The sequence below is a fragment of the Streptomyces sp. NPDC005820 genome, assembly GCF_040630255.1.
Taxonomy (GTDB): Bacteria; Actinomycetota; Actinomycetes; order Streptomycetales; family Streptomycetaceae; genus Streptomyces.
Genome location: NZ_JBEXXE010000005.1, coordinates 72304 through 90435, shown reverse-complemented (window position 1 = coordinate 90435; position 18132 = coordinate 72304). Strand labels below are relative to the sequence as shown.

Annotated in this window: 16 protein-coding genes; all 16 read left to right on the top strand. The window is 69.7% G+C overall.

Translation table 11 applies throughout. The features are described from left to right. The first annotated feature begins 19 nt into the window (after positions 1–19). Entirely contained in the window at positions 20–1312 is a 1293-nt protein-coding gene (locus tag ABZ464_RS07840; protein WP_359272478.1) for a homoserine dehydrogenase, read from the top strand. Between the two features lie 6 nt (positions 1313–1318). Further along, positions 1319–2377 carry a threonine synthase gene (gene thrC, locus ABZ464_RS07835; RefSeq protein WP_359272475.1) on the top strand — a complete coding sequence of 353 codons (1059 nt, stop codon included), beginning with the start codon at positions 1319–1321 and terminating at the stop codon, positions 2375–2377. Between the two features lie 247 nt (positions 2378–2624). Continuing rightward, positions 2625–3569 carry a homoserine kinase gene (gene thrB / locus ABZ464_RS07830; RefSeq protein WP_133917170.1) on the top strand — a complete coding sequence of 315 codons (945 nt, stop codon included), beginning with the start codon at positions 2625–2627 and terminating at the stop codon, positions 3567–3569. A gap of 405 nt (positions 3570–3974) precedes the next feature. Then, positions 3975–6014 carry a transcription termination factor Rho gene (gene rho, locus ABZ464_RS07825; RefSeq protein WP_359272472.1) on the top strand — a complete coding sequence of 680 codons (2040 nt, stop codon included), beginning with the start codon at positions 3975–3977 and terminating at the stop codon, positions 6012–6014. Between the two features lie 159 nt (positions 6015–6173). Continuing rightward, on the top strand, positions 6174–7982 hold the full coding sequence (locus ABZ464_RS07820) for a trypsin-like serine protease (RefSeq protein WP_359272469.1): 1809 nt from the start codon (positions 6174–6176) through the stop codon (positions 7980–7982). 168 nt (positions 7983–8150) lie between these two features. After that, complete coding sequence (locus ABZ464_RS07815; protein WP_359272466.1) at positions 8151–9281, top strand: LCP family protein; 1131 nt, start codon at positions 8151–8153, stop codon at positions 9279–9281. Positions 9282–9454: 173 nt separating this feature from the next. Next, positions 9455–9679: a 50S ribosomal protein L31 gene (rpmE, locus tag ABZ464_RS07810; RefSeq protein WP_359272463.1), complete on the top strand. Its 225-nt coding sequence runs from the start codon at positions 9455–9457 to the stop codon at positions 9677–9679. A 108-nt stretch (positions 9680–9787) separates the two neighbouring features. Next, on the top strand, positions 9788–10864 hold the full coding sequence (gene prfA, locus ABZ464_RS07805; protein WP_359272460.1) for a peptide chain release factor 1: 1077 nt from the start codon (positions 9788–9790) through the stop codon (positions 10862–10864). 36 nt (positions 10865–10900) lie between these two features. Continuing rightward, a complete protein-coding gene (gene prmC / locus ABZ464_RS07800) occupies positions 10901–11746 on the top strand; it encodes a peptide chain release factor N(5)-glutamine methyltransferase (RefSeq protein WP_359272457.1) in 846 nt (281 codons plus the stop codon). Positions 11747–11822: 76 nt separating this feature from the next. Then, positions 11823–12470 carry an L-threonylcarbamoyladenylate synthase gene (locus tag ABZ464_RS07795; protein WP_359272454.1) on the top strand — a complete coding sequence of 216 codons (648 nt, stop codon included), beginning with the start codon at positions 11823–11825 and terminating at the stop codon, positions 12468–12470. Further along, a complete protein-coding gene (locus tag ABZ464_RS07790; RefSeq protein WP_359272451.1) occupies positions 12467–13147 on the top strand; it encodes a protein-tyrosine-phosphatase in 681 nt (226 codons plus the stop codon). Before ABZ464_RS07795 ends, ABZ464_RS07790 begins: the two co-directional genes overlap by 4 nt. A 76-nt stretch (positions 13148–13223) precedes the next feature. After that, positions 13224–14471 carry a serine hydroxymethyltransferase gene (gene glyA / locus ABZ464_RS07785; RefSeq protein WP_359272448.1) on the top strand — a complete coding sequence of 416 codons (1248 nt, stop codon included), beginning with the start codon at positions 13224–13226 and terminating at the stop codon, positions 14469–14471. Between the two features lie 195 nt (positions 14472–14666). After that, positions 14667–15968, top strand: a complete 1302-nt coding sequence (locus tag ABZ464_RS07780) for an MraY family glycosyltransferase (protein WP_359272445.1) — start codon at positions 14667–14669, stop codon at positions 15966–15968. Positions 15969–16279: 311 nt separating this feature from the next. Next, complete coding sequence (locus tag ABZ464_RS07775; RefSeq protein ID WP_359272442.1) at positions 16280–16744, top strand: hypothetical protein; 465 nt, start codon at positions 16280–16282, stop codon at positions 16742–16744. Positions 16745–16969: 225 nt separating this feature from the next. Continuing rightward, positions 16970–17791, top strand: a complete 822-nt coding sequence (gene atpB / locus ABZ464_RS07770; protein ID WP_359272439.1) for a F0F1 ATP synthase subunit A — start codon at positions 16970–16972, stop codon at positions 17789–17791. Between the two features lie 71 nt (positions 17792–17862). Continuing rightward, a complete protein-coding gene (locus tag ABZ464_RS07765) occupies positions 17863–18111 on the top strand; it encodes an ATP synthase subunit C (protein ID WP_030008695.1) in 249 nt (82 codons plus the stop codon). Positions 18112–18132 lie beyond the last annotated feature (21 nt).

Below are 18132 nucleotides of genomic sequence, written 5' to 3'. Positions count from 1 at the left end.
TATGAGGAAACGAGGTCGGATGATGCGTACGCGTCCGCTGAAGGTGGCGCTGCTGGGCTGTGGAGTGGTCGGCTCAGAGGTGGCGCGCATCATGACGACGCACGCCGACGACCTCGCCCAGAGGATCGGCGCCCCGGTGGAACTCGCGGGGGTCGCCGTGCGGCGGCCCTCGAAGGTGCGCGACGGCATCGACCCGGCCCTCGTCACCACCGACGCCACCGCCCTCGTCAAACGCGGGGACATCGACGTCGTCGTGGAGGTGATCGGCGGGATCGAGCCCGCGCGGACGCTCATCACCACCGCCTTCGCGCACGGCGCCTCCGTCGTCTCCGCCAACAAGGCGCTGCTGGCCCAGGACGGGGCCGCGCTGCACGCCGTCGCCGACGAGCACGGCAAGGATCTGTACTACGAGGCCGCCGTCGCCGGGGCCATTCCTCTCATCCGGCCGCTGCGGGAGTCCCTTGCCGGGGACAAGATCAACCGGGTGATGGGCATCGTCAACGGGACGACCAACTTCATCCTCGACAAGATGGACAGCACCGGAGCCGGCTACCAGGAGGCCCTCGACGAGGCCACCGCCCTCGGGTACGCGGAGGCCGACCCCACCGCCGACGTGGAGGCCTTCGACGCCGCCGCCAAGGCCGCCATCCTCGCCGGGATCGCCTTCCACACGCGCGTGCGGCTCGACGACGTCTACCGCGAGGGGATGACCGAGGTCACCGCGGCCGACTTCGCCTCCGCCAAGAACATGGGCTGCACCATCAAGCTGCTCGCCATCTGCGAGCGGGCCGCCGACGGAGGCTCCGTCACCGCGCGCGTGCACCCCGCCATGATTCCGCTGACCCATCCGCTCGCCTCCGTGCGCGGCGCGTACAACGCCGTGTTCGTGGAGTCCGACGCGGCCGGCCAGCTGATGTTCTACGGCCCCGGCGCCGGCGGTGCCCCCACCGCCTCCGCCGTGCTCGGCGACCTGGTCGCCGTCTGCCGCAACCGGCTCAGCGGGGCAACGGGGCCCGGCGAGTCGGCGTACGCCGCCCTGCCCGTGTCGCCGATGGGTGACGTCGTCACCCGGTACCACATCAGCCTGGACGTGGCCGACAAGCCGGGCGTGCTCGCTCAGGTGGCCACCGTCTTCGCCGAGCACGGCGTGTCGATCGATACCGTTCGTCAACAGGGCAAGGACGGCGAGGCCTCCCTCGTCGTCGTCACCCACCGCGCGTCCGACGCCTCCCTCACCGGGACCGTCGAGGCGCTGCGCAAGCTCGACACCGTGCGGGGTGTCGCCAGCATCATGCGGGTTGAAGGAGAGTAACCAGCAATGACACACCAGTGGCGCGGAATCATCGAGGAATACCGGGATCGGCTGCCGGTGTCCGACAGCACTCCCGTTGTGACGCTCCGCGAGGGCGGCACGCCTCTCGTGCCCGCGCAGGTGCTCTCCGAGCGCACGGGCTGCGAGGTCCACCTCAAGGTGGAGGGCGCCAACCCGACCGGGTCCTTCAAGGACCGCGGGATGACCATGGCCATCAGCAAGGCCAAGGAGGAGGGCGCCAAGGCGGTCATCTGTGCCTCCACGGGCAACACCTCCGCCTCGGCCGCCGCCTACGCCGTCCGCGCGGGCATGGTCTCCGCCGTGCTCGTGCCGCAGGGCAAGATCGCGCTCGGCAAGATGGGGCAGGCCCTCGTCCACGGCGCGCAGATCCTCCAGGTCGACGGCAACTTCGACGACTGCCTCACGCTCGCCCGTCAGTTGAGCGACAACTACCCCGTCGCGCTGGTCAATTCGGTCAACCCGGTGCGGATCGAGGGGCAGAAGACCGCCGCCTTCGAGATCGTGGACATGCTGGGCGACGCCCCGGACATCCATGTCCTGCCGGTCGGCAACGCGGGCAACATCACCGCGTACTGGAAGGGCTACAAGGAGTACGCCGGCGACGGCATCGCCTCGAAGACGCCCCGGATGTGGGGCTTCCAGGCCTCCGGCTCGGCGCCCATCGTGCGCGGCGAGGTCGTCAAGGACCCCTCCACCCTCGCCACCGCGATCCGCATCGGCAACCCGGCGTCCTGGCAGTACGCGCTGGCCGCGCGGGACGAGTCGGGCGGCATCATCGACGAGGTGACGGACCGTGAGATCCTGCGCGCCTACCGGCTGTTGGCCGCGCAGGAGGGTGTCTTCGTGGAGCCCGCGTCCGCCGCGTCGGTGGCCGGTCTGCTGAAGGCCGCCGAGCGCGGTGACGTCGACCCGGGGCAGCGGATCGTCTGCACGGTCACCGGCAACGGCCTCAAGGACCCGGGCTGGGCCACCGAGGGCGCCCCGCGCCCGGTGGTCGTCCCGGTCGACGCGGCGGCGGCTGCGGCGCGCCTGGGTCTCGCGTAGAACATCCCCGCAGGGTTAACCCCGACAGGGGTGCACAGGGGGCTTACGACACGCATCGTGCGCCTCCTGTGCGCCCTATGTCGCCGCAGAACCTTCCTTCGATAGGCTGTACTGAACCCGCCCGCCGCATATGCCGCAGCGCCGTGTCGCTCTCGCGGCCCCAGGGTCGTCACGTATCCATCGCAGGTCATCCGTATCCATCGCAGGTCATTCGACAGTCACGCAGCTCAAGGAGAGTCATCGAGAGATGGCCGGTCCCGCCTTCCGCGCCGCCCCCGTCCGGGTGCGCGTCCCCGCCACCAGCGCCAACCTCGGCCCCGGCTTCGACGCTCTGGGCCTCTCGCTGGGGCTCTACGACGACGTCGTCGTCCGGGTGGCCGACTCCGGACTGCACATCGACATCGCCGGCGAGGGCAGCGAGACCCTGCCGCGTGACGAGAAGCACCTCCTCGTACGGTCCCTGCGCACCGCCTTCGACGTCCTCGGCGGTCAGCCGCGCGGACTGGAGATCGTCTGCGCCAACCGCATCCCGCACGGCCGGGGCCTCGGCTCCTCCTCCGCCGCGATCTGCGCCGGCATCGTCGCCGCGCGCGCGGTGACCATAGGCGGCGAGTCCCGGCTCGACGACGCGGGTCTGCTCGAGCTCGCCACCGAGATCGAGGGCCACCCCGACAACGTCGCCGCCTGTCTGCTCGGTGGATTCACCCTGTCCTGGATGGAGGCGGGCGCCGCGCGGGCGATCAGGATGGAGCCCGCCGATTCCATCGTTCCGGTGGTTTTCGTGCCCGGAAAGCCGGTACTGACCGAAACGGCGCGCGGTCTGCTTCCGCGCTCCGTCCCGCACGTCGACGCCGCCGCCAACGCGGGCCGTGCGGCGCTGCTCGTCGAGGCCCTCACCCGGCGCCCCGAGCTGCTGCTGCCCGCCACCGAGGACCGACTGCACCAGGAGTACCGCGCCCCCGCGATGCCGGAGAGCGCCGCCCTGGTGGAGCGGCTGCGCGCCGACGGGATCCCCGCGGTGATCTCCGGCGCGGGGCCGACCGTGATGGCGCTCGCCGACGCGGGAACGGCCGACAAGGTCGAGGCTCTGGCGGGCGCGGACTGGGCCGCGAACCGGCTGGCCCTGGATTTGCAAGGGGCGAGTGTTCTGCCGCTCGCTCCCGCTGGTGAAACGCACTCCGGCGACATTTAGTGCACGGTTGCCGGATTTCGAGAGGGGGAATGTTTGTTGGATCCGGTAGTGTTAACCTCAAGTCTGCACCCGACCCCACCATGGCGAGGTGCTTCGTGTCCCCGTCAGGGACAGACATTCTTCCGGGAGCTCCCCAAGCCGCACTGCGTTCCGTACGTCGTATCTGGGCAGTACGCCGTACACCGGCGCTGAGCGGTCTGCAGGGCACGCTCCGGAATCGGTGCTACCACGCCACGTGACACTGGGTGTCACGGTTCGTCGGGGAAGCGCCATCACCAGCAAATCTCTCTTCCGCCGTTGTGGCGGACCACCGCCCCGGCTTCGCCAGAGCAAGGACCGAAGTCGGACAGCACAACCGGTCGCCGAGCCAGACAGGCCGACGTCCGCTCCAGGGAAGGACCCTTCGTGAGCGACACCACCGATCTGATGGGCGCACGTGTCGAGGAGACCGCTGCCGCGCCCGCCACGGACGCCTCCGCGCCTGCCACCGGTGCCGGCTCCCGGCGGCGCCGCGGTACCGGCCTCGAGGGCATGGTGCTGGCCGAGCTCCAGCAGGTCGCATCCGGCCTCGGCATCAGGGGCACCGCGCGGATGCGCAAGAGCCAGCTGATCGAGGTCATCAAGGAGGCGCAGGCCGCCGGAGGCTCCGCCCCGGCGAAGGCCGACGCCCCGGCCGCCGAGACCAAGCCCAAGCGCCGCGTCGCCGCCAAGGCGCGCACGGGCGAGGACGCCGCCGAGAAGAAGGCGGACGCCGCCCCCAAGGCCGAGGCCCCCGCCGACAAGGCCGTGGCCCAGCAGCAGATCGAGATCCCCGGCCAGCCGGCCAGCAACGACGCTCCCGTCGAGCGCCGCCGTCGCCGCGCCACCGCCGAGGCGGGCAGCCCGACGGCCACCGGCGCCGAGACCGTCGTCGCCGAGGCCAAGGCCGAGCCCAAGGCCGAGACGCCCGCGCAGCCGCAGGCCGAGGCCCGCACCCTCGAGGCCGGCGAGGCCGACGGCCGCCGCCAGGGCCGCCGTGAGCGGGGCGACCGTCCCGACCGCGGCGACCGTGGTGACCGCGGCCGGGACCGCGGTGACCGCGGGGACCGCGGCGACCGCCGTGGCAAGGGCGACGACCAGCAGGGCGGCCAGCAGCAGCGCGGCCAGCAGACCCAGCAGCAGAGCCGTCAGGACCGCAACGTCGGTCCGCAGGACGACGACGAGTTCGGTGACGGCCGTCGTGGCCGTCGCGGCCGCTACCGCGACCGCCGCGGCCGTCGTGGACGCGACGAGATCGGCACGGCCGAGCCGCAGCTCGCCGACGACGACGTCCTGATCCCCGTCGCGGGCATCCTCGACATCCTCGACAACTACGCGTTCATCCGGACCTCCGGCTACCTGCCCGGCCCGAACGACGTGTACGTCTCCCTCGCCCAGGTCCGCAAGAACGGCCTGCGCAAGGGCGACCACATCACCGGCGCGGTCCGTCAGCCCAAGGAAGGCGAGCGGCGCGAGAAGTTCAACGCGTTGGTCCGTCTGGACTCCGTCAACGGCATGGCGCCCGAACACGGCCGCGGCCGCCCGGAGTTCAACAAGCTGACCCCGCTCTACCCGCAGGACCGCCTCCGTCTGGAGACGGACCCGGGCGTGCTGACCACCCGCATCATCGACCTCGTGTCGCCGATCGGTAAGGGCCAGCGCGGTCTGATCGTGGCCCCGCCGAAGACCGGCAAGACCATGATCATGCAGGCGATCGCCAACGCGATCACGCACAACAACCCCGAGTGCCACCTGATGGTCGTCCTGGTCGACGAGCGTCCGGAAGAGGTCACCGACATGCAGCGGTCGGTCAAGGGCGAGGTCATCTCCTCGACCTTCGACCGTCCGGCCGAGGACCACACCACGGTCGCCGAGCTCGCCATCGAGCGCGCCAAGCGCCTGGTGGAGCTGGGCCACGACGTGGTCGTGCTGCTCGACTCGATCACGCGTCTGGGCCGTGCGTACAACCTCGCCGCCCCGGCCTCCGGCCGCATCCTGTCCGGTGGTGTCGACTCGACCGCCCTGTACCCGCCGAAGCGCTTCTTCGGTGCGGCCCGCAACATCGAGGACGGCGGCTCGCTGACCATCCTCGCCACCGCCCTGGTGGACACCGGGTCCCGCATGGACGAGGTGATCTTCGAGGAGTTCAAGGGCACCGGCAACATGGAGCTCAAGCTCGACCGGAAGCTCGCCGACAAGCGCATCTTCCCGGCGGTGGACGTCGACGCGTCCGGCACCCGCAAGGAGGAGATCCTGCTCGGCGCCGAGGAGCTGGGCATCGTATGGAAGCTGCGCCGGGTGCTGCACGCGCTCGACCAGCAGCAGGCGATCGAGCTGCTCCTCGACAAGATGAAGCAGACCAAGTCGAACGCCGAGTTCCTGATGCAGATCCAGAAGACGACCCCGTCGCCCGGCAACAACGACTGAGGTCACACTTCACGCCGTACAGGCACCTCATGAAGGGCCGCTCCCGTAACCGGGGGCGGCCCTTCGGCTTGTCGGTGGGCGTTGTTACGATCGCGCCCTTCGGTCGGCCGTTCGAGCCGGGACCGAAGCTCAGACTTCTGATCCCTAGGGGGGACTCGAGTGGGTACACCCACGTCCGGGAGCCGACGGCACAGACGCCGGATACGGATCGCGCTGCCCGTCGCCGCCGCCGGTCTGGCCGCCGCCGTCGCCGGTGTGTTCGTGACGACGTCGGCGGGGGCGGCCACCGCGGCGCCGACGCCCGTCCGCAGCACGCCGTCGACATCCGAGATCGAGGCACGCCTGTCGACCGCGCTCGCCGGTGACGACACCGCGGGGGAGACGTCCAAGTCCTCCCTGAGCGCGAGCAGGAGCAGCGGTTCCACCTCCGTCGACCCGAAGATCATCGGCGGTTCGACGACGACCATCACCACCGCCCCGTACATGGCGCAGCTCTGGTACGGCGACGACCGCGGCACCACCACGACCAGCGACGACATCGGCTTCTTCTGCGGGGGCGCGGTCATCGCCCCGACGAAGATCCTCACCGCCGCGCACTGCGTCGCCGGCTACAACTGGAAGGCGCACGGCGCCGTCATCACGGGCACCGCGCAGCTGCTGTCGGAGACCGCGGGCGGCGGCGTCGACCTGCACGGCGGCACCGCCAGCGGTGTCTGGCGGCAGTGGAACCACCCGTCGTACGACGACAACACCATCGACAACGACCTCGCCATCCTGACCCTGCCGAACCCGGTCAAGGCGACGCCGATCCCGATGACGACGGCCGCCGACACCGCCTCGTACGCGACCGGCACCGTCGCGAAGGTCTTCGGCTGGGGGCGGACCAGCTCCACCAGCGAGGACATCTCCGACACCCTGAAGACGGCCGAGCTGAAGATCCGGTCGAACGGAACCTGCACCGGCTACTACGGCTCCGACTTCATCCCGGGCCACATGGTCTGCGCGGGCGACCCCGCCACCGGCTCCGACACCGGCACCACCTCCGCCTGCAACGGCGACTCCGGCGGCCCGCTGGTCGTCGGCGGCAAGATCGTGGGCGTCGTGTCCTGGGGCGTGAGGGACTGCGTGGAGGCGGGCGCGTACAGCGTCTTCACCAAGCTCACCTCGTACGTCTCCGCCGCCTACCCGCGCGTCGACGACACCAACCTCAGCGGTGACCACAGGGCCGACCTCTTCGTGCGCAACTCCTCCACGAAGACCGCCTACGAGATCGACTCCAAGGGCACCTCGCTGGCCTCCCGCCAGTCCTGGGGCTCGTACAGCGCCTGGAACCTGGTCCTGCAGACCGACCTCGACCGGGACGGCTACACGGACTTCGTCCAGCGCCGCACCTCCGACGGCGACCTGTACTGGCGGCACTACGTGCTCTCCAGCGGGACCTGGACCAGCACCCTGATCGGCGACAACTGGAAGAGCCGCCTCGCGGTCGTCGTCCCCGGTGACGTCACCGGCGACAGCCTGCCGGACCTGCTGTCCGTGGACTCCGCGGGCGTGCTGTGGATCTACCCGGGCAAGGGCAACGGCAAGTTCGGCACCCGTGTGAAGGTCTCCACCGGCTGGAACCAGTACAACTTCGTCCGCGGTCACGGCGACCTCAGCAACGACGGCAGGGCCGACCTGCTCGCCCGCAACAAGAGCACCGGCGCGGTCTACCTCTACAAGGGCACCGGCAAGGCCGGCACGGGCGCGTTCTCGGCCCGCGTCAAGGTGCGTACGTGGAGCAACACGACGTACAACGCCTTCGACGCGGTCGGTGACGTCAACGCCGACGGCAAGGCCGACTTCCTCGCCCGTACGCCCGGCGGCACGCTCTACCTGTACAAGGGCACCGGAAAGGCCACGAGCGAGATCTTTGCCACAAGGGTGTCACTCGGTACCAGTTTCAAGCAGTACGACCTGTTCGGCTGAGTTCGACCGAACGCGCAGGTGAGCGGGGGCGCACCCCGCTCCGCTCCACACGCTCTGGGCCCGTTCAGCCACTGATCGGGCACAGAGCGTCGTGCAACCCTGTCCCGAGTTTCCCCGTCCGACCAGGCGGGGCGACGATGGTGAGGCTGCACGAGAACAGAGGAGCACATGTCCGCCGAGCACACGCCGGAGCCCGGCACACCGGGTGAGACCGGCCCGACGGGTGGGAACGACAGCGGCCCGAGGCACCGCAGACAGCGGGGCCGGCGCAAGGGGCTGCTGATCATGGCGTGGACGGCCGCCGGCATCGTCGCCCTGGGCGGCACCGGCGCGGGCTATCTGTACTTCAAGCTCAACGGCAACATCAAGAGCGTCGACATCGACCAGGCCCTCGGCACCGACCGGCCCACCAAGGCCGACAACGGCTCGGAGAACATCCTCGTCCTCGGCTCGGACACCCGCTCCGGCGCCAACAAGAAGCTCGGCGGCGGCACCGACGACGGCAGCGCCCGCTCCGACACGGCGATGATCATCCATGTGTACGAGGGCCACGAGCGCGCCAGTGTGGTCTCCGTCCCGCGCGACACCCTCATCGACCGCCCGGCCTGCACCGACACCGAAGGCGTCCACCACGACGCGGCCAACGGCGTGATGTTCAACTCGGCGTACACCACGGGCGGCGCGGCCTGCGCCGTGAAGACCGTCGAGTCGATCACCGGCATCCGTATGGACCACTACCTCGAGGTCGACTTCTCCGGCTTCGAGAAGCTGATCGACGAGCTGGGCGGCGTCGAGGTGACCACCACCCGGGCCATCGACGACTCCGAGAGCCATCTGAAGCTCGCGGCCGGCACCCACACGCTGAACGGCAAGCAGGCCCTCGGCCTGGTCCGCACCCGGCACGGCGTCGGCGACGGCTCCGACCTCGGCCGCATCCAGCTCCAGCAGGCCTTCATCAAGGCCCTGGTCACCCAGGTCAAGCACATCGGTCTGTTCACCAGCCCGAAGAAGCTCTACGACCTCGCGGACACCGCGACGAAGGCCGTCACCACCGACTCCGACCTCGGCTCGGTCAACTCCCTGATGTCCTTCGCGAACGGCCTCAAGGGCATCAGCGCGTCGAACATGCACATGGTGACCATGCCGGTGCGCTACGACCCCGCCGACCCCAACCGGGTCGTCGTCCTCGAGAACAAGGCCCAGCAGGTCTGGACGGCCCTGAAGAACGACGAGCCGATCCCGGCGGCGGCGACGAAGGGCAACGCCACCGGGGAAGCGGCGGGGGTCGTGACGTCGTAGGCCGGGTGCGGGGAACTGCGCGACAAGCCACAACCGGCCCGCGGGGAATAGACGACGGCCACCCCCGGTTTTGGGGGATGGCACCAGTCCTGGCAGACTGGTACGTCGGCTCCGGTTCACGTTTCCGTATCCCGCGGCAGCGACCCGGCGCCCTCCCGAAACTAGGAGACACCTTGAAGCGCGAGATCCACCCCGAGTACGTCGAGACGCAGGTCAGCTGCACCTGTGGCGCGTCGTTCACCACCCGCAGCACGATCAGCAGCGGTGCCATCCGCGCCGACGTCTGCTCCGAGTGCCACCCGTTCTACACGGGCAAGCAGAAGATCCTCGACACCGGTGGCCGTGTGGCCCGCTTCGAGGCCCGCTTCGGCAAGGCTGCCGCCGGCTCCAAGAAGTAGCGAGCCCTTTTTCGCCGGTCCACGGCCGTGCCCCCGCCCGGGGTGCGCCGGGACCGGCGTTTTTGGTCGTTCGCCTTCATCCACGCCACAGCATTTCAGGAGCCCACCATGTTCGAGGCAGTCGAGGAGTTGGTCGGTGAGCACGCCGACCTGGAGAAGAAGCTCGCCGACCCGTCGGTCTTCGCCGACCAGGCCAACGCGCGCAAGCTGAACAAGCGCTACGCCGAGCTCACCCCGATCGTCGCCACGTACCGCTCCTGGAAGCAGACCGGCGACGACATCGAGACCGCGCGCGAGTTCGCCGCCGACGACCCCGACTTTGCCGCCGAGGCCAAGGTGCTGGACAAGCAGCGCGAGGAACTGACCGAGAAGCTGCGGCTGCTGCTCGTGCCCCGGGACCCGTCCGACGACAAGGACGTCATCCTGGAGATCAAGGCCGGCGCCGGCGGCGACGAGTCCGCGCTGTTCGCGGGCGATCTGCTGCGCATGTACCTGCGGTACGCCGAGCGCGTCGGCTGGAAGACCGAGATCATCGACGCCACCGAGTCCGAGCTGGGCGGCTACAAGGACGTCCAGGTCGCCGTGAAGACCAAGGGCGGCCAGGGCGCCACCGAGCCCGGCCAGGGCGTCTGGGCGCGGCTGAAGTACGAGGGCGGCGTGCACCGGGTGCAGCGCGTGCCGGCGACCGAGTCGCAGGGCCGGATCCACACCTCGGCGGCCGGTGTCCTCGTCACCCCCGAGGCGGAGGAGGTCGACGTCGAGATCAACCCGAACGATCTCCGCATCGACGTGTACCGGTCGTCCGGACCGGGTGGCCAGTCCGTCAACACCACCGACTCCGCGGTGCGCATCACGCACATTCCCACCGGAGTCGTCGCCTCCTGCCAGAACGAGAAGAGCCAGTTGCAGAACAAGGAGCAGGCGATGCGTATCCTGCGCTCCAGGCTCCTCGCCGCGGCGCAGGAGGAGGCGGAGCGGGAGGCCGCCGACGCCCGCCGCAGCCAGGTCCGCACCGTCGACCGCTCCGAGAAGATCCGCACGTACAACTTCCCGGAGAACCGCATCTCGGACCACCGCGTCGGCTTCAAGTCGTACAACCTGGACCAGGTCCTGGACGGCGACCTCGACGCGGTGATCCAGGCCTGCGTCGACGCGGACTCGGCCGCCAAGCTCGCCGCCGCGTAACAACGGCACGTACGAGTACCACCACGGAGGACTTGCGTGAACCTGCTGCTCTCGGAGGTGGCCCAGGCCACCCAGCGGCTGGCCGACGCCGGCGTGCCCTCGCCGCGCAACGACGCGGAGGAGCTCGCCGCGTTCGTGCACGGTGTGAAGCGCGGCGGACTGCACTCCGTGAAGGACTCCGACTTCGACGCCCGCTACTGGGAGGTCATCGCCCGGCGTGAGCAGCGCGAGCCGCTGCAGCACATCACCGGGCGCGCCTACTTCCGCTATCTGGAGCTCCAGGTCGGCCCCGGGGTCTTCGTGCCGCGTCCCGAGACCGAGTCGGTCGTCGGGTGGGCCATAGACGCCGTACGGGCCATGGACGTCGTGGAGCCGTGCATCGTCGACCTGTGCACCGGCTCCGGCGCCATCGCGCTCGCCCTCGCCCAGGAGGTGCCACGCTCCAGCGTGTACGCGGTGGAGCTGTCCGAGGACGCCCTGGTGTGGACCCGCAAGAACATGGAGGGGTCCCGCGTCGACCTGCGCCAGGGCAACGCCCTGGACGCCTTCCGCGACCTCGACGGGCAGGTCGACCTGGTCGTCTCCAACCCGCCGTACATCCCGCTGACCGAGTGGGAGTACGTCGCTCCCGAGGCGCGGGACTACGACCCGAACATGGCGCTGTTCTCCGGCGAGGACGGCCTCGACCTCATCCGCGGTCTGGAACGGACCGCGCACCGGCTCCTGCGCCCGGGCGGTGTCGTCGTCATCGAGCACGCCGACACCCAGGGCGGCCAGGTGCCGTGGATCTTCACCGAGGAGCGGGGCTGGGCCGACGCGGCCGACCACCCGGACCTCAACAACCGCCCCCGCTTCGCGACCGCCCGCCGGGCGATGCCGTGAACACCGCGATCACCGCTCACGTGAACACCCATCTGACTTCTGTCCAGCAGTACGTGCACGAGGAGGCCCGCTAGACATGGCTCGGCGATACGACACCAACGACGCGACCGACCGCGTGACCGGTCTGCGCGAGGCCGCGTCCGCCGTCCGCCGGGGCGAGCTCGTGGTCCTTCCGACCGACACGGTGTACGGCATCGGCGCCGACGCGTTCTCCAAGGAGGGCGTGGGCGATCTGCTGGAGGCCAAGGGCCGGGGCCGCAACATGCCCACCCCCGTCCTCATCGGCTCCCCGAACACCCTGCACGGCCTGGTCACGGACTTCTCCGAGCTGGCCTGGGAGCTGGTCGACGCGTTCTGGCCGGGCGCGCTGACGCTCGTCGCCAAGCACCAGCCGTCCCTGCAGTGGGACCTGGGCGACACCCGGGGCACGGTCGCCGTGCGCATGCCGCTGCACCCGGTCGCCATCGAGCTGCTGACCGAGGTCGGCCCCATGGCGGTCTCCTCCGCCAACCTCACGGGCCACCCGGCGCCGGAGAACTGCGACTACGCCCAGGAGATGCTCGGCGACTCCGTCTCCGTCTACCTCGACGGCGGCCCGACCCCCGGCAACGTCCCGTCCTCGATCGTCGACGTCAGCCGCGAGATCCCGCTGCTGCTGCGCGAGGGGGCGATCACGGCCGACGAGCTGAGGAAGGTCGTACCCGACCTCGAGGTGGCGAATTGACAGCCCCTGACGCGGGGCGTGGCATAGGCAACGGGGAACGCGCCGCGGAGATCACGACGACCTTCGTCGGACTTCCGCGCGACACCTTCCGCATCCTCCACGTCAGCACCGGCAATGTCTGCCGCTCACCCATCACCGAGCGGCTGACCCGGCATTTCCTGTCGCAGCGGCTCGGGGTGCTGGGCGGCGGGATGATCGTGGAGAGCGCGGGCACCTGGGGCCACGAGGGCGCGCCGATGGAGGCCAACGCGGAGACCGTGCTGGCCGACTTCGGCGCGGACCCCACCGACTTCGTCGGCCGTGAACTGCTCGACGAGCACGTCATCATGGCCGACCTCGTCCTGACCGCGACCCGCGACCACCGCGCGCAGGTCATCTCCATGGGGCACTCCGCGGGCCTGCGCACCTTCACCCTGAAGGAATTCACCCGCCTGGTGAACGCGATCGACCCGGCCACCCTCCCCCCACTGGACGAGGGCGTGGTCCGCCGCGCCCGCGCCCTGGTCCGCGCCGCCGCCGCCCTGCGCGGCTGGCTGCTGGCGCCGACGCTGGAGGCGGACGAGGTGTACGACCCGTACGGTGCGCCGCTGCCGTTCTTCCGTTCGATCGGCGACGAGATACATCAGGCCCTGGATCCGGTGGTGACGGCGCTGACGGGTGTTCCCGCGCGGATGTAGGCGGAGCGGGGCGGGCGGGGCCCGGAGGGCGGGCCTACATTGGACGTACGGCACCGTCGACGTCCCGGAGTTCGTCATGTCGGTCACTCATGCCCCCGTCGCGGCCGATGCGGATGTCCTGCGGCGGCAGGACCCCGAGATGGCCGAGGTCCTGCTCGGGGAGGCGACGCGGCAGGCGTCGACGCTGCAGCTGGTCGCCGCCGAGAACTTCTGCTCCCCGGCCGTGCTGGCCGCGCTGGGCTCGCCGCTCGCCAACAAGTACGCCGAGGGGTATCCGGGCGCCCGGCACCACGGGGGCTGCGAGATCGTCGACGTGGCCGAGCGGCTCGCCGTGGAGCGGGCCAAGCGGCTGTTCGGGGCCGAGCACGCCAATGTGCAGTCCCATTCCGGGTCCTCCGCCGTCCTCGCCGCGTACGCGGCCCTGCTGCGCCCCGGCGACACCGTCCTCGCCCTCGGGCTGCCCTACGGCGGTCATCTCACCCACGGCTCGCCCGCGAACTTCTCCGGGCGCTGGTTCGACTTCGTGCCGTACGGGGTGGACGCGGAGACCGGGCTGATCGACCACGAGCAGGTGCGGACGCTGGCCCGCAGCCATCGGCCCAAGGCGATCGTGTGCGGTTCGATCGCCTACCCGCGCCATGTCGACTACGCCTTCTTCCGGGCCGTGGCGGACGAGGCCGGCGCCTATCTCATCGCCGACGCGGCCCACCCCATCGGGCTGGTCGCCGGGGGAGCGGCGCCCTCTCCGGTGCCGTACGCCGACATCGTGTGCGCCACCACCCACAAGGTGCTGCGGGGACCGCGCGGCGGGATGCTGCTGTGCGGGAGCGAGCTGGCGGAGCGGGTGGACCGGGCGGTGTTCCCGTTCACCCAGGCCGGAGCGCAGATGCACACGATCGCCGCGAAGGCGGTCGCGTTCGGCGAGGCGTCGACGGAGGCGTTCGCGGTGTACGCCCATCAGGTGATCGCCAATGCGCGGGTGCTCGCGGCGCGGCTGGCGCAGGAGGGGCTGGCGGTGACGACGGGCGGCACCGACACCCACCTCATCACGGTCGACCCGGCGCCCCTCGGCGTCGACGGGCGCTCCGCGCGCGGCCTGCTCGCGGCCGCCGGGATCGTCCTGGACTGCTGTGCGCTGCCGCACGCCGATGTGCGCGGGCTCAGGCTGGGCACGGCCGCGGTGACCACCCAGGGCATGCGGGAGGAGGAGATGGCGGGCGTCGGGGCGCTGATGGGGGGCGTGCTGCGCGGCCGGGTCGAGGCCGAGCGGGCCCGTGCGGAGGTACGGGAACTGGCCATGGCCTTCCCGCCGTATCCCGGCTGATACAGGGGGTTCCGCAGGCGTGGGGGCGGAGAATCCGGGTACGCGCGCTGGCGTGAAACGCCCCCGTGCTCCCACGCTCACAGCCCCACGTGCAACCATCGTCGCTACCCGGAAGTCCCCACACATATGCGCCGTGTGTGAGTCGATCGCTAGGGTGTGGGGCTGAGATGGCCAGCGAGACCTGTGGGGAAGCCTGTGCGTGAATACCTGCTGACGCTCTGCATCACGGCCGCGGTGACGTATCTGCTGACCGGGCCGGTACGGAAGTTCGCGATCGTGGCAGGCGCGATGCCGGAGATCAGGGCCCGTGACGTGCACCGGGAACCCACTCCGCGGCTCGGCGGGATCGCCATGTTCTTCGGGCTGTGCGCGGGGCTGCTGGTCGCGGACCATCTCACCAACCTCAACGAGGTCTTCGAGAAGTCGAACGAACCGCGCGCCCTGCTCTCGGGCGCCGCGCTGATCTGGCTGATCGGCGTCCTGGACGACAAGTTCGAGATCGACGCGCTGCTGAAGCTGGGCGGCCAGATGATCGCCGCGGGCGTGATGGTCATGCAGGGTCTGACGATCCTGTGGCTGCCGATCCCGACGGTCGGCACGGTCGCGCTGACCCAGTGGCAGGGCACCCTGCTGACGGTGGCGCTGGTCGTGATCACCATCAACGCGGTCAACTTCGTGGACGGCCTCGACGGGCTCGCGGCCGGCATGGTGTGCATCGCCGCCGCCGCGTTCTTCATGTACACGTACCGCATCTGGTACTCGTACGGCATCGAGGCCGCCGCCCCCGCGACCCTGTTCGCGGCCATCCTCATGGGCATGTGCCTGGGCTTCCTGCCGCACAACATGCACCCCGCGCGGATCTTCATGGGCGACTCGGGCTCGATGCTGATCGGCCTGGTGCTGGCGGCGGGCGCGATCTCCGTCACGGGCAACGTCGACCCGGACAACCTCTTCGGCGGCTCCGAGCGCTCCACCGTGCACCAGATGGTGCCGGTCTACATTCCGCTGGTGATGCCGCTGACGATCATCGCGATCCCGGCCGCCGACCTGATCCTGGCCATCGTGCGCCGCACCTGGCGCGGCCAGTCGCCGTTCGCCGCGGACCGCGGGCATCTGCACCACCGGCTCCTGGAGATCGGCCACTCGCACAGCCGGGCGGTGCTGATCATGTACTTCTGGTCGGGCCTGATCGCGTTCGGCGCGCTCGCCTACTCCGTCAACGCGGCCTCCATGTGGATCGTCCTCGGTGTGATGTTCCTCAGCGGGCTCGGTCTGGTGCTGCTCCTGCTGCCGCGCTTCACACCGCGTGCCCCGCGCTGGGCGGAGGCGTTCGTGCCGCCGCGCTACCGCCGCCGCCGGTCCGCAGAGCTGGCCGCGGAGGCCGCGCTGGCCGCCGCCGAGGGGGCCGAGCCGCAGCCGCGTACGCCCGTGACGGTCGGGGTCTCCGGGGTCAACGGAGCGACCGCCGTGGGCTCTCGCTCACGGTCGGCAAGGTAAGAATCTGACTAGAGCATTGCCAAGTCGTGGGGTAAGGGAGCGAGGGCAAAGCTCCCCAATATCAGACAACTCGGCGCTGTTTCTGCACAGACGCGCACTGTCACTCTCATGTGTGACAGCGGGCACACCATCCAGGTAAAGACCTCATCAAATAGTTTGTGATACGGTTCACGAGAACCCCGGACACAGCCGAAGGGCCGTAGTGCGACGGCCCCTTGGCGCGAGGTAGGCGTGAGGTCTTTCGCCCCTCGAACCGGGACTACGCTCGTCCATGACGACACCCTGCCCCCATTGAAAGCGGAGTTGCCGCCATGCCGTCCAACGACGTCCGGATCCTGGCCCAGGCCGCCGTGCCCACAGTTGCCGCCGGCGCGATCGCAGCCGTCGTCAGCGGTGTGGTCGCGGGTGGAAAGGGAGCCATCGGCGCCGTCGTCGGCACGGTCATCGTGATCGCGTTCATGGGGATCGGCCTCTACGTCCTGCAGCGCACCGCCAAATCGCTTCCGCAGCTGTTCCAGATGATGGGCCTGATGCTCTACGCGGCGCAGATCCTGCTGCTGTTCGTCTTCATGGCCGCGTTCAAGAACACGACGCTGTTCAACCCCCGGGCCTTCGCCATCACGCTCGTCGTCACCACGATCGCCTGGATCGCCGCGCAGACCCGTGCGCACATGAAGGCCAAGATCCTTTACGTCGAACCCGATTCGGCCTCCTCCTCGAGCACCTCGCGTTCCTCGAAGAGCGAGAAGCCCGAAAAATCGGGGCACTCGTCGTGAGGGGTAGGGCCGGGATAAAGACGTCTGAGATCTCCTGCTATCGTCCGGTGCCAACTGCGGCATCGCGGGCGCGGGCATCCCAGCTGACGCCTGCTCAAGCGCGAGGCGAGATGCCCCTCAGCCGCCCCCACATCCGAAACACCAGTCCCGTGCCGAAACGCGGCAGTACGCCGCGCCGACACAACGAGGTTGCCGTACCTATGCGCCACGACGAAGGAGCCCGCGGTGAGTGCTGACCCGACGCAGGTGCTCGCTTTCGAGACCGACTGCCACCTGTTCGACGGTTGTGGCTTCCCGGCTCCGGGCCTGCACTCGTTCCTGTTCGAGCCGCTCTTCGGCGACGCGGACGGCAACGCGTACTTCAACAAGACGATGCTGCTGGCGCTGCTCGGCTCGATCATCATCGTCGGCTTCTTCTGGGCCGCCTTCGCCCGACCGAAGGTCGTCCCCGGCAAGCTCCAGATGGTCGCCGAGGCCGGCTACGACTTCGTCCGCCGCGGCGTCGTCTACGAGACGATCGGCAAGAAGGAGGGCGAGAAGTACGTCCCGCTGGTCGTCTCGCTGTTCTTCTTCGTCTGGATGATGAACCTCTGGTCGATCATCCCGATCGCCCAGTTCCCGGTCACCGCGATCATCTCGTACCCCGCGGCCCTCGCCGGCATCGTCTACATCCTGTGGGTCTCGCTGACCTTCAAGCGCCACGGCTTCGTCGGCGCCTGGAAGAACTTCAGCGGTTACGACAAGTCCCTCGGCGCGGTCCTGCCGATGGTCATGTTCCTCGAACTGCTCTCGAACCTCGTCGTGCGGCCGTTCACCCACGCCGTCCGGCTCTTCGCGAACATGTTCGCCGGCCACACGCTGCTGCTGCTCTTCACGATCGCCAGCTGGTACATGCTCAACGGCATCGGCATCGCCTACTCCGGCGTCTCGTTCGTGATGGTCATCGTGATGACGGCCTTCGAGCTGTTCATCCAGGCCGTGCAGGCGTACGTCTTCGTCCTGCTGACCTGCACCTTCATCCAGGGCGCGCTCGCCGAGCACCACTGAGCCAGCCCGACCCCCCATAGACATCCGGTGGCCAACCCCCACCGGTCCTTGAAAGAGAAGGAAGAACCGGCATGTCCGCTCTCCAGACCCTTGCAGCCGGCGTCGAGATCAAGGGCAACCTCGGCTCGATCGGCTACGGCCTCGCGGCGATCGGCCCGGGCGTCGGCGTCGGCATCATCTTCGGTAACGGCACCCAGGCTCTCGCCCGTCAGCCCGAGGCTGCCGGTCTGATCCGCGCCAACCAGATCCTCGGCTTCGCCTTCTGTGAGGCGCTCGCCCTCATCGGTCTGGTCATGCCGTTCGTCTACCCGACCTCCTGATCCGTCGGACCGCCCCTTTCG

Excerpts from the sequence above, each read along its gene's own strand:
- ABZ464_RS07840 (WP_359272478.1), top strand. The coding sequence starts at position 20 with ATGATGCGTACGCGTCCGCTGAAGGTGGCGCTGCTGGGCTGTGGAGTG.
- thrC (WP_359272475.1), top strand. The coding sequence starts at position 1,319 with ATGACACACCAGTGGCGCGGAATCATCGAGGAATACCGGGATCGGCTG.
- thrB (WP_133917170.1), top strand. The coding sequence starts at position 2,625 with ATGGCCGGTCCCGCCTTCCGCGCCGCCCCCGTCCGGGTGCGCGTCCCC.
- ABZ464_RS07815 (WP_359272466.1), top strand. The coding sequence starts at position 8,151 with ATGTCCGCCGAGCACACGCCGGAGCCCGGCACACCGGGTGAGACCGGC.
- prfA (WP_359272460.1), top strand. The coding sequence starts at position 9,788 with ATGTTCGAGGCAGTCGAGGAGTTGGTCGGTGAGCACGCCGACCTGGAG.
- ABZ464_RS07795 (WP_359272454.1), top strand. The coding sequence starts at position 11,823 with ATGGCTCGGCGATACGACACCAACGACGCGACCGACCGCGTGACCGGT.
- glyA (WP_359272448.1), top strand. The coding sequence starts at position 13,224 with ATGTCGGTCACTCATGCCCCCGTCGCGGCCGATGCGGATGTCCTGCGG.
- ABZ464_RS07775 (WP_359272442.1), top strand. The coding sequence starts at position 16,280 with ATGCCGTCCAACGACGTCCGGATCCTGGCCCAGGCCGCCGTGCCCACA.
- ABZ464_RS07765 (WP_030008695.1), top strand. The coding sequence starts at position 17,863 with ATGTCCGCTCTCCAGACCCTTGCAGCCGGCGTCGAGATCAAGGGCAAC.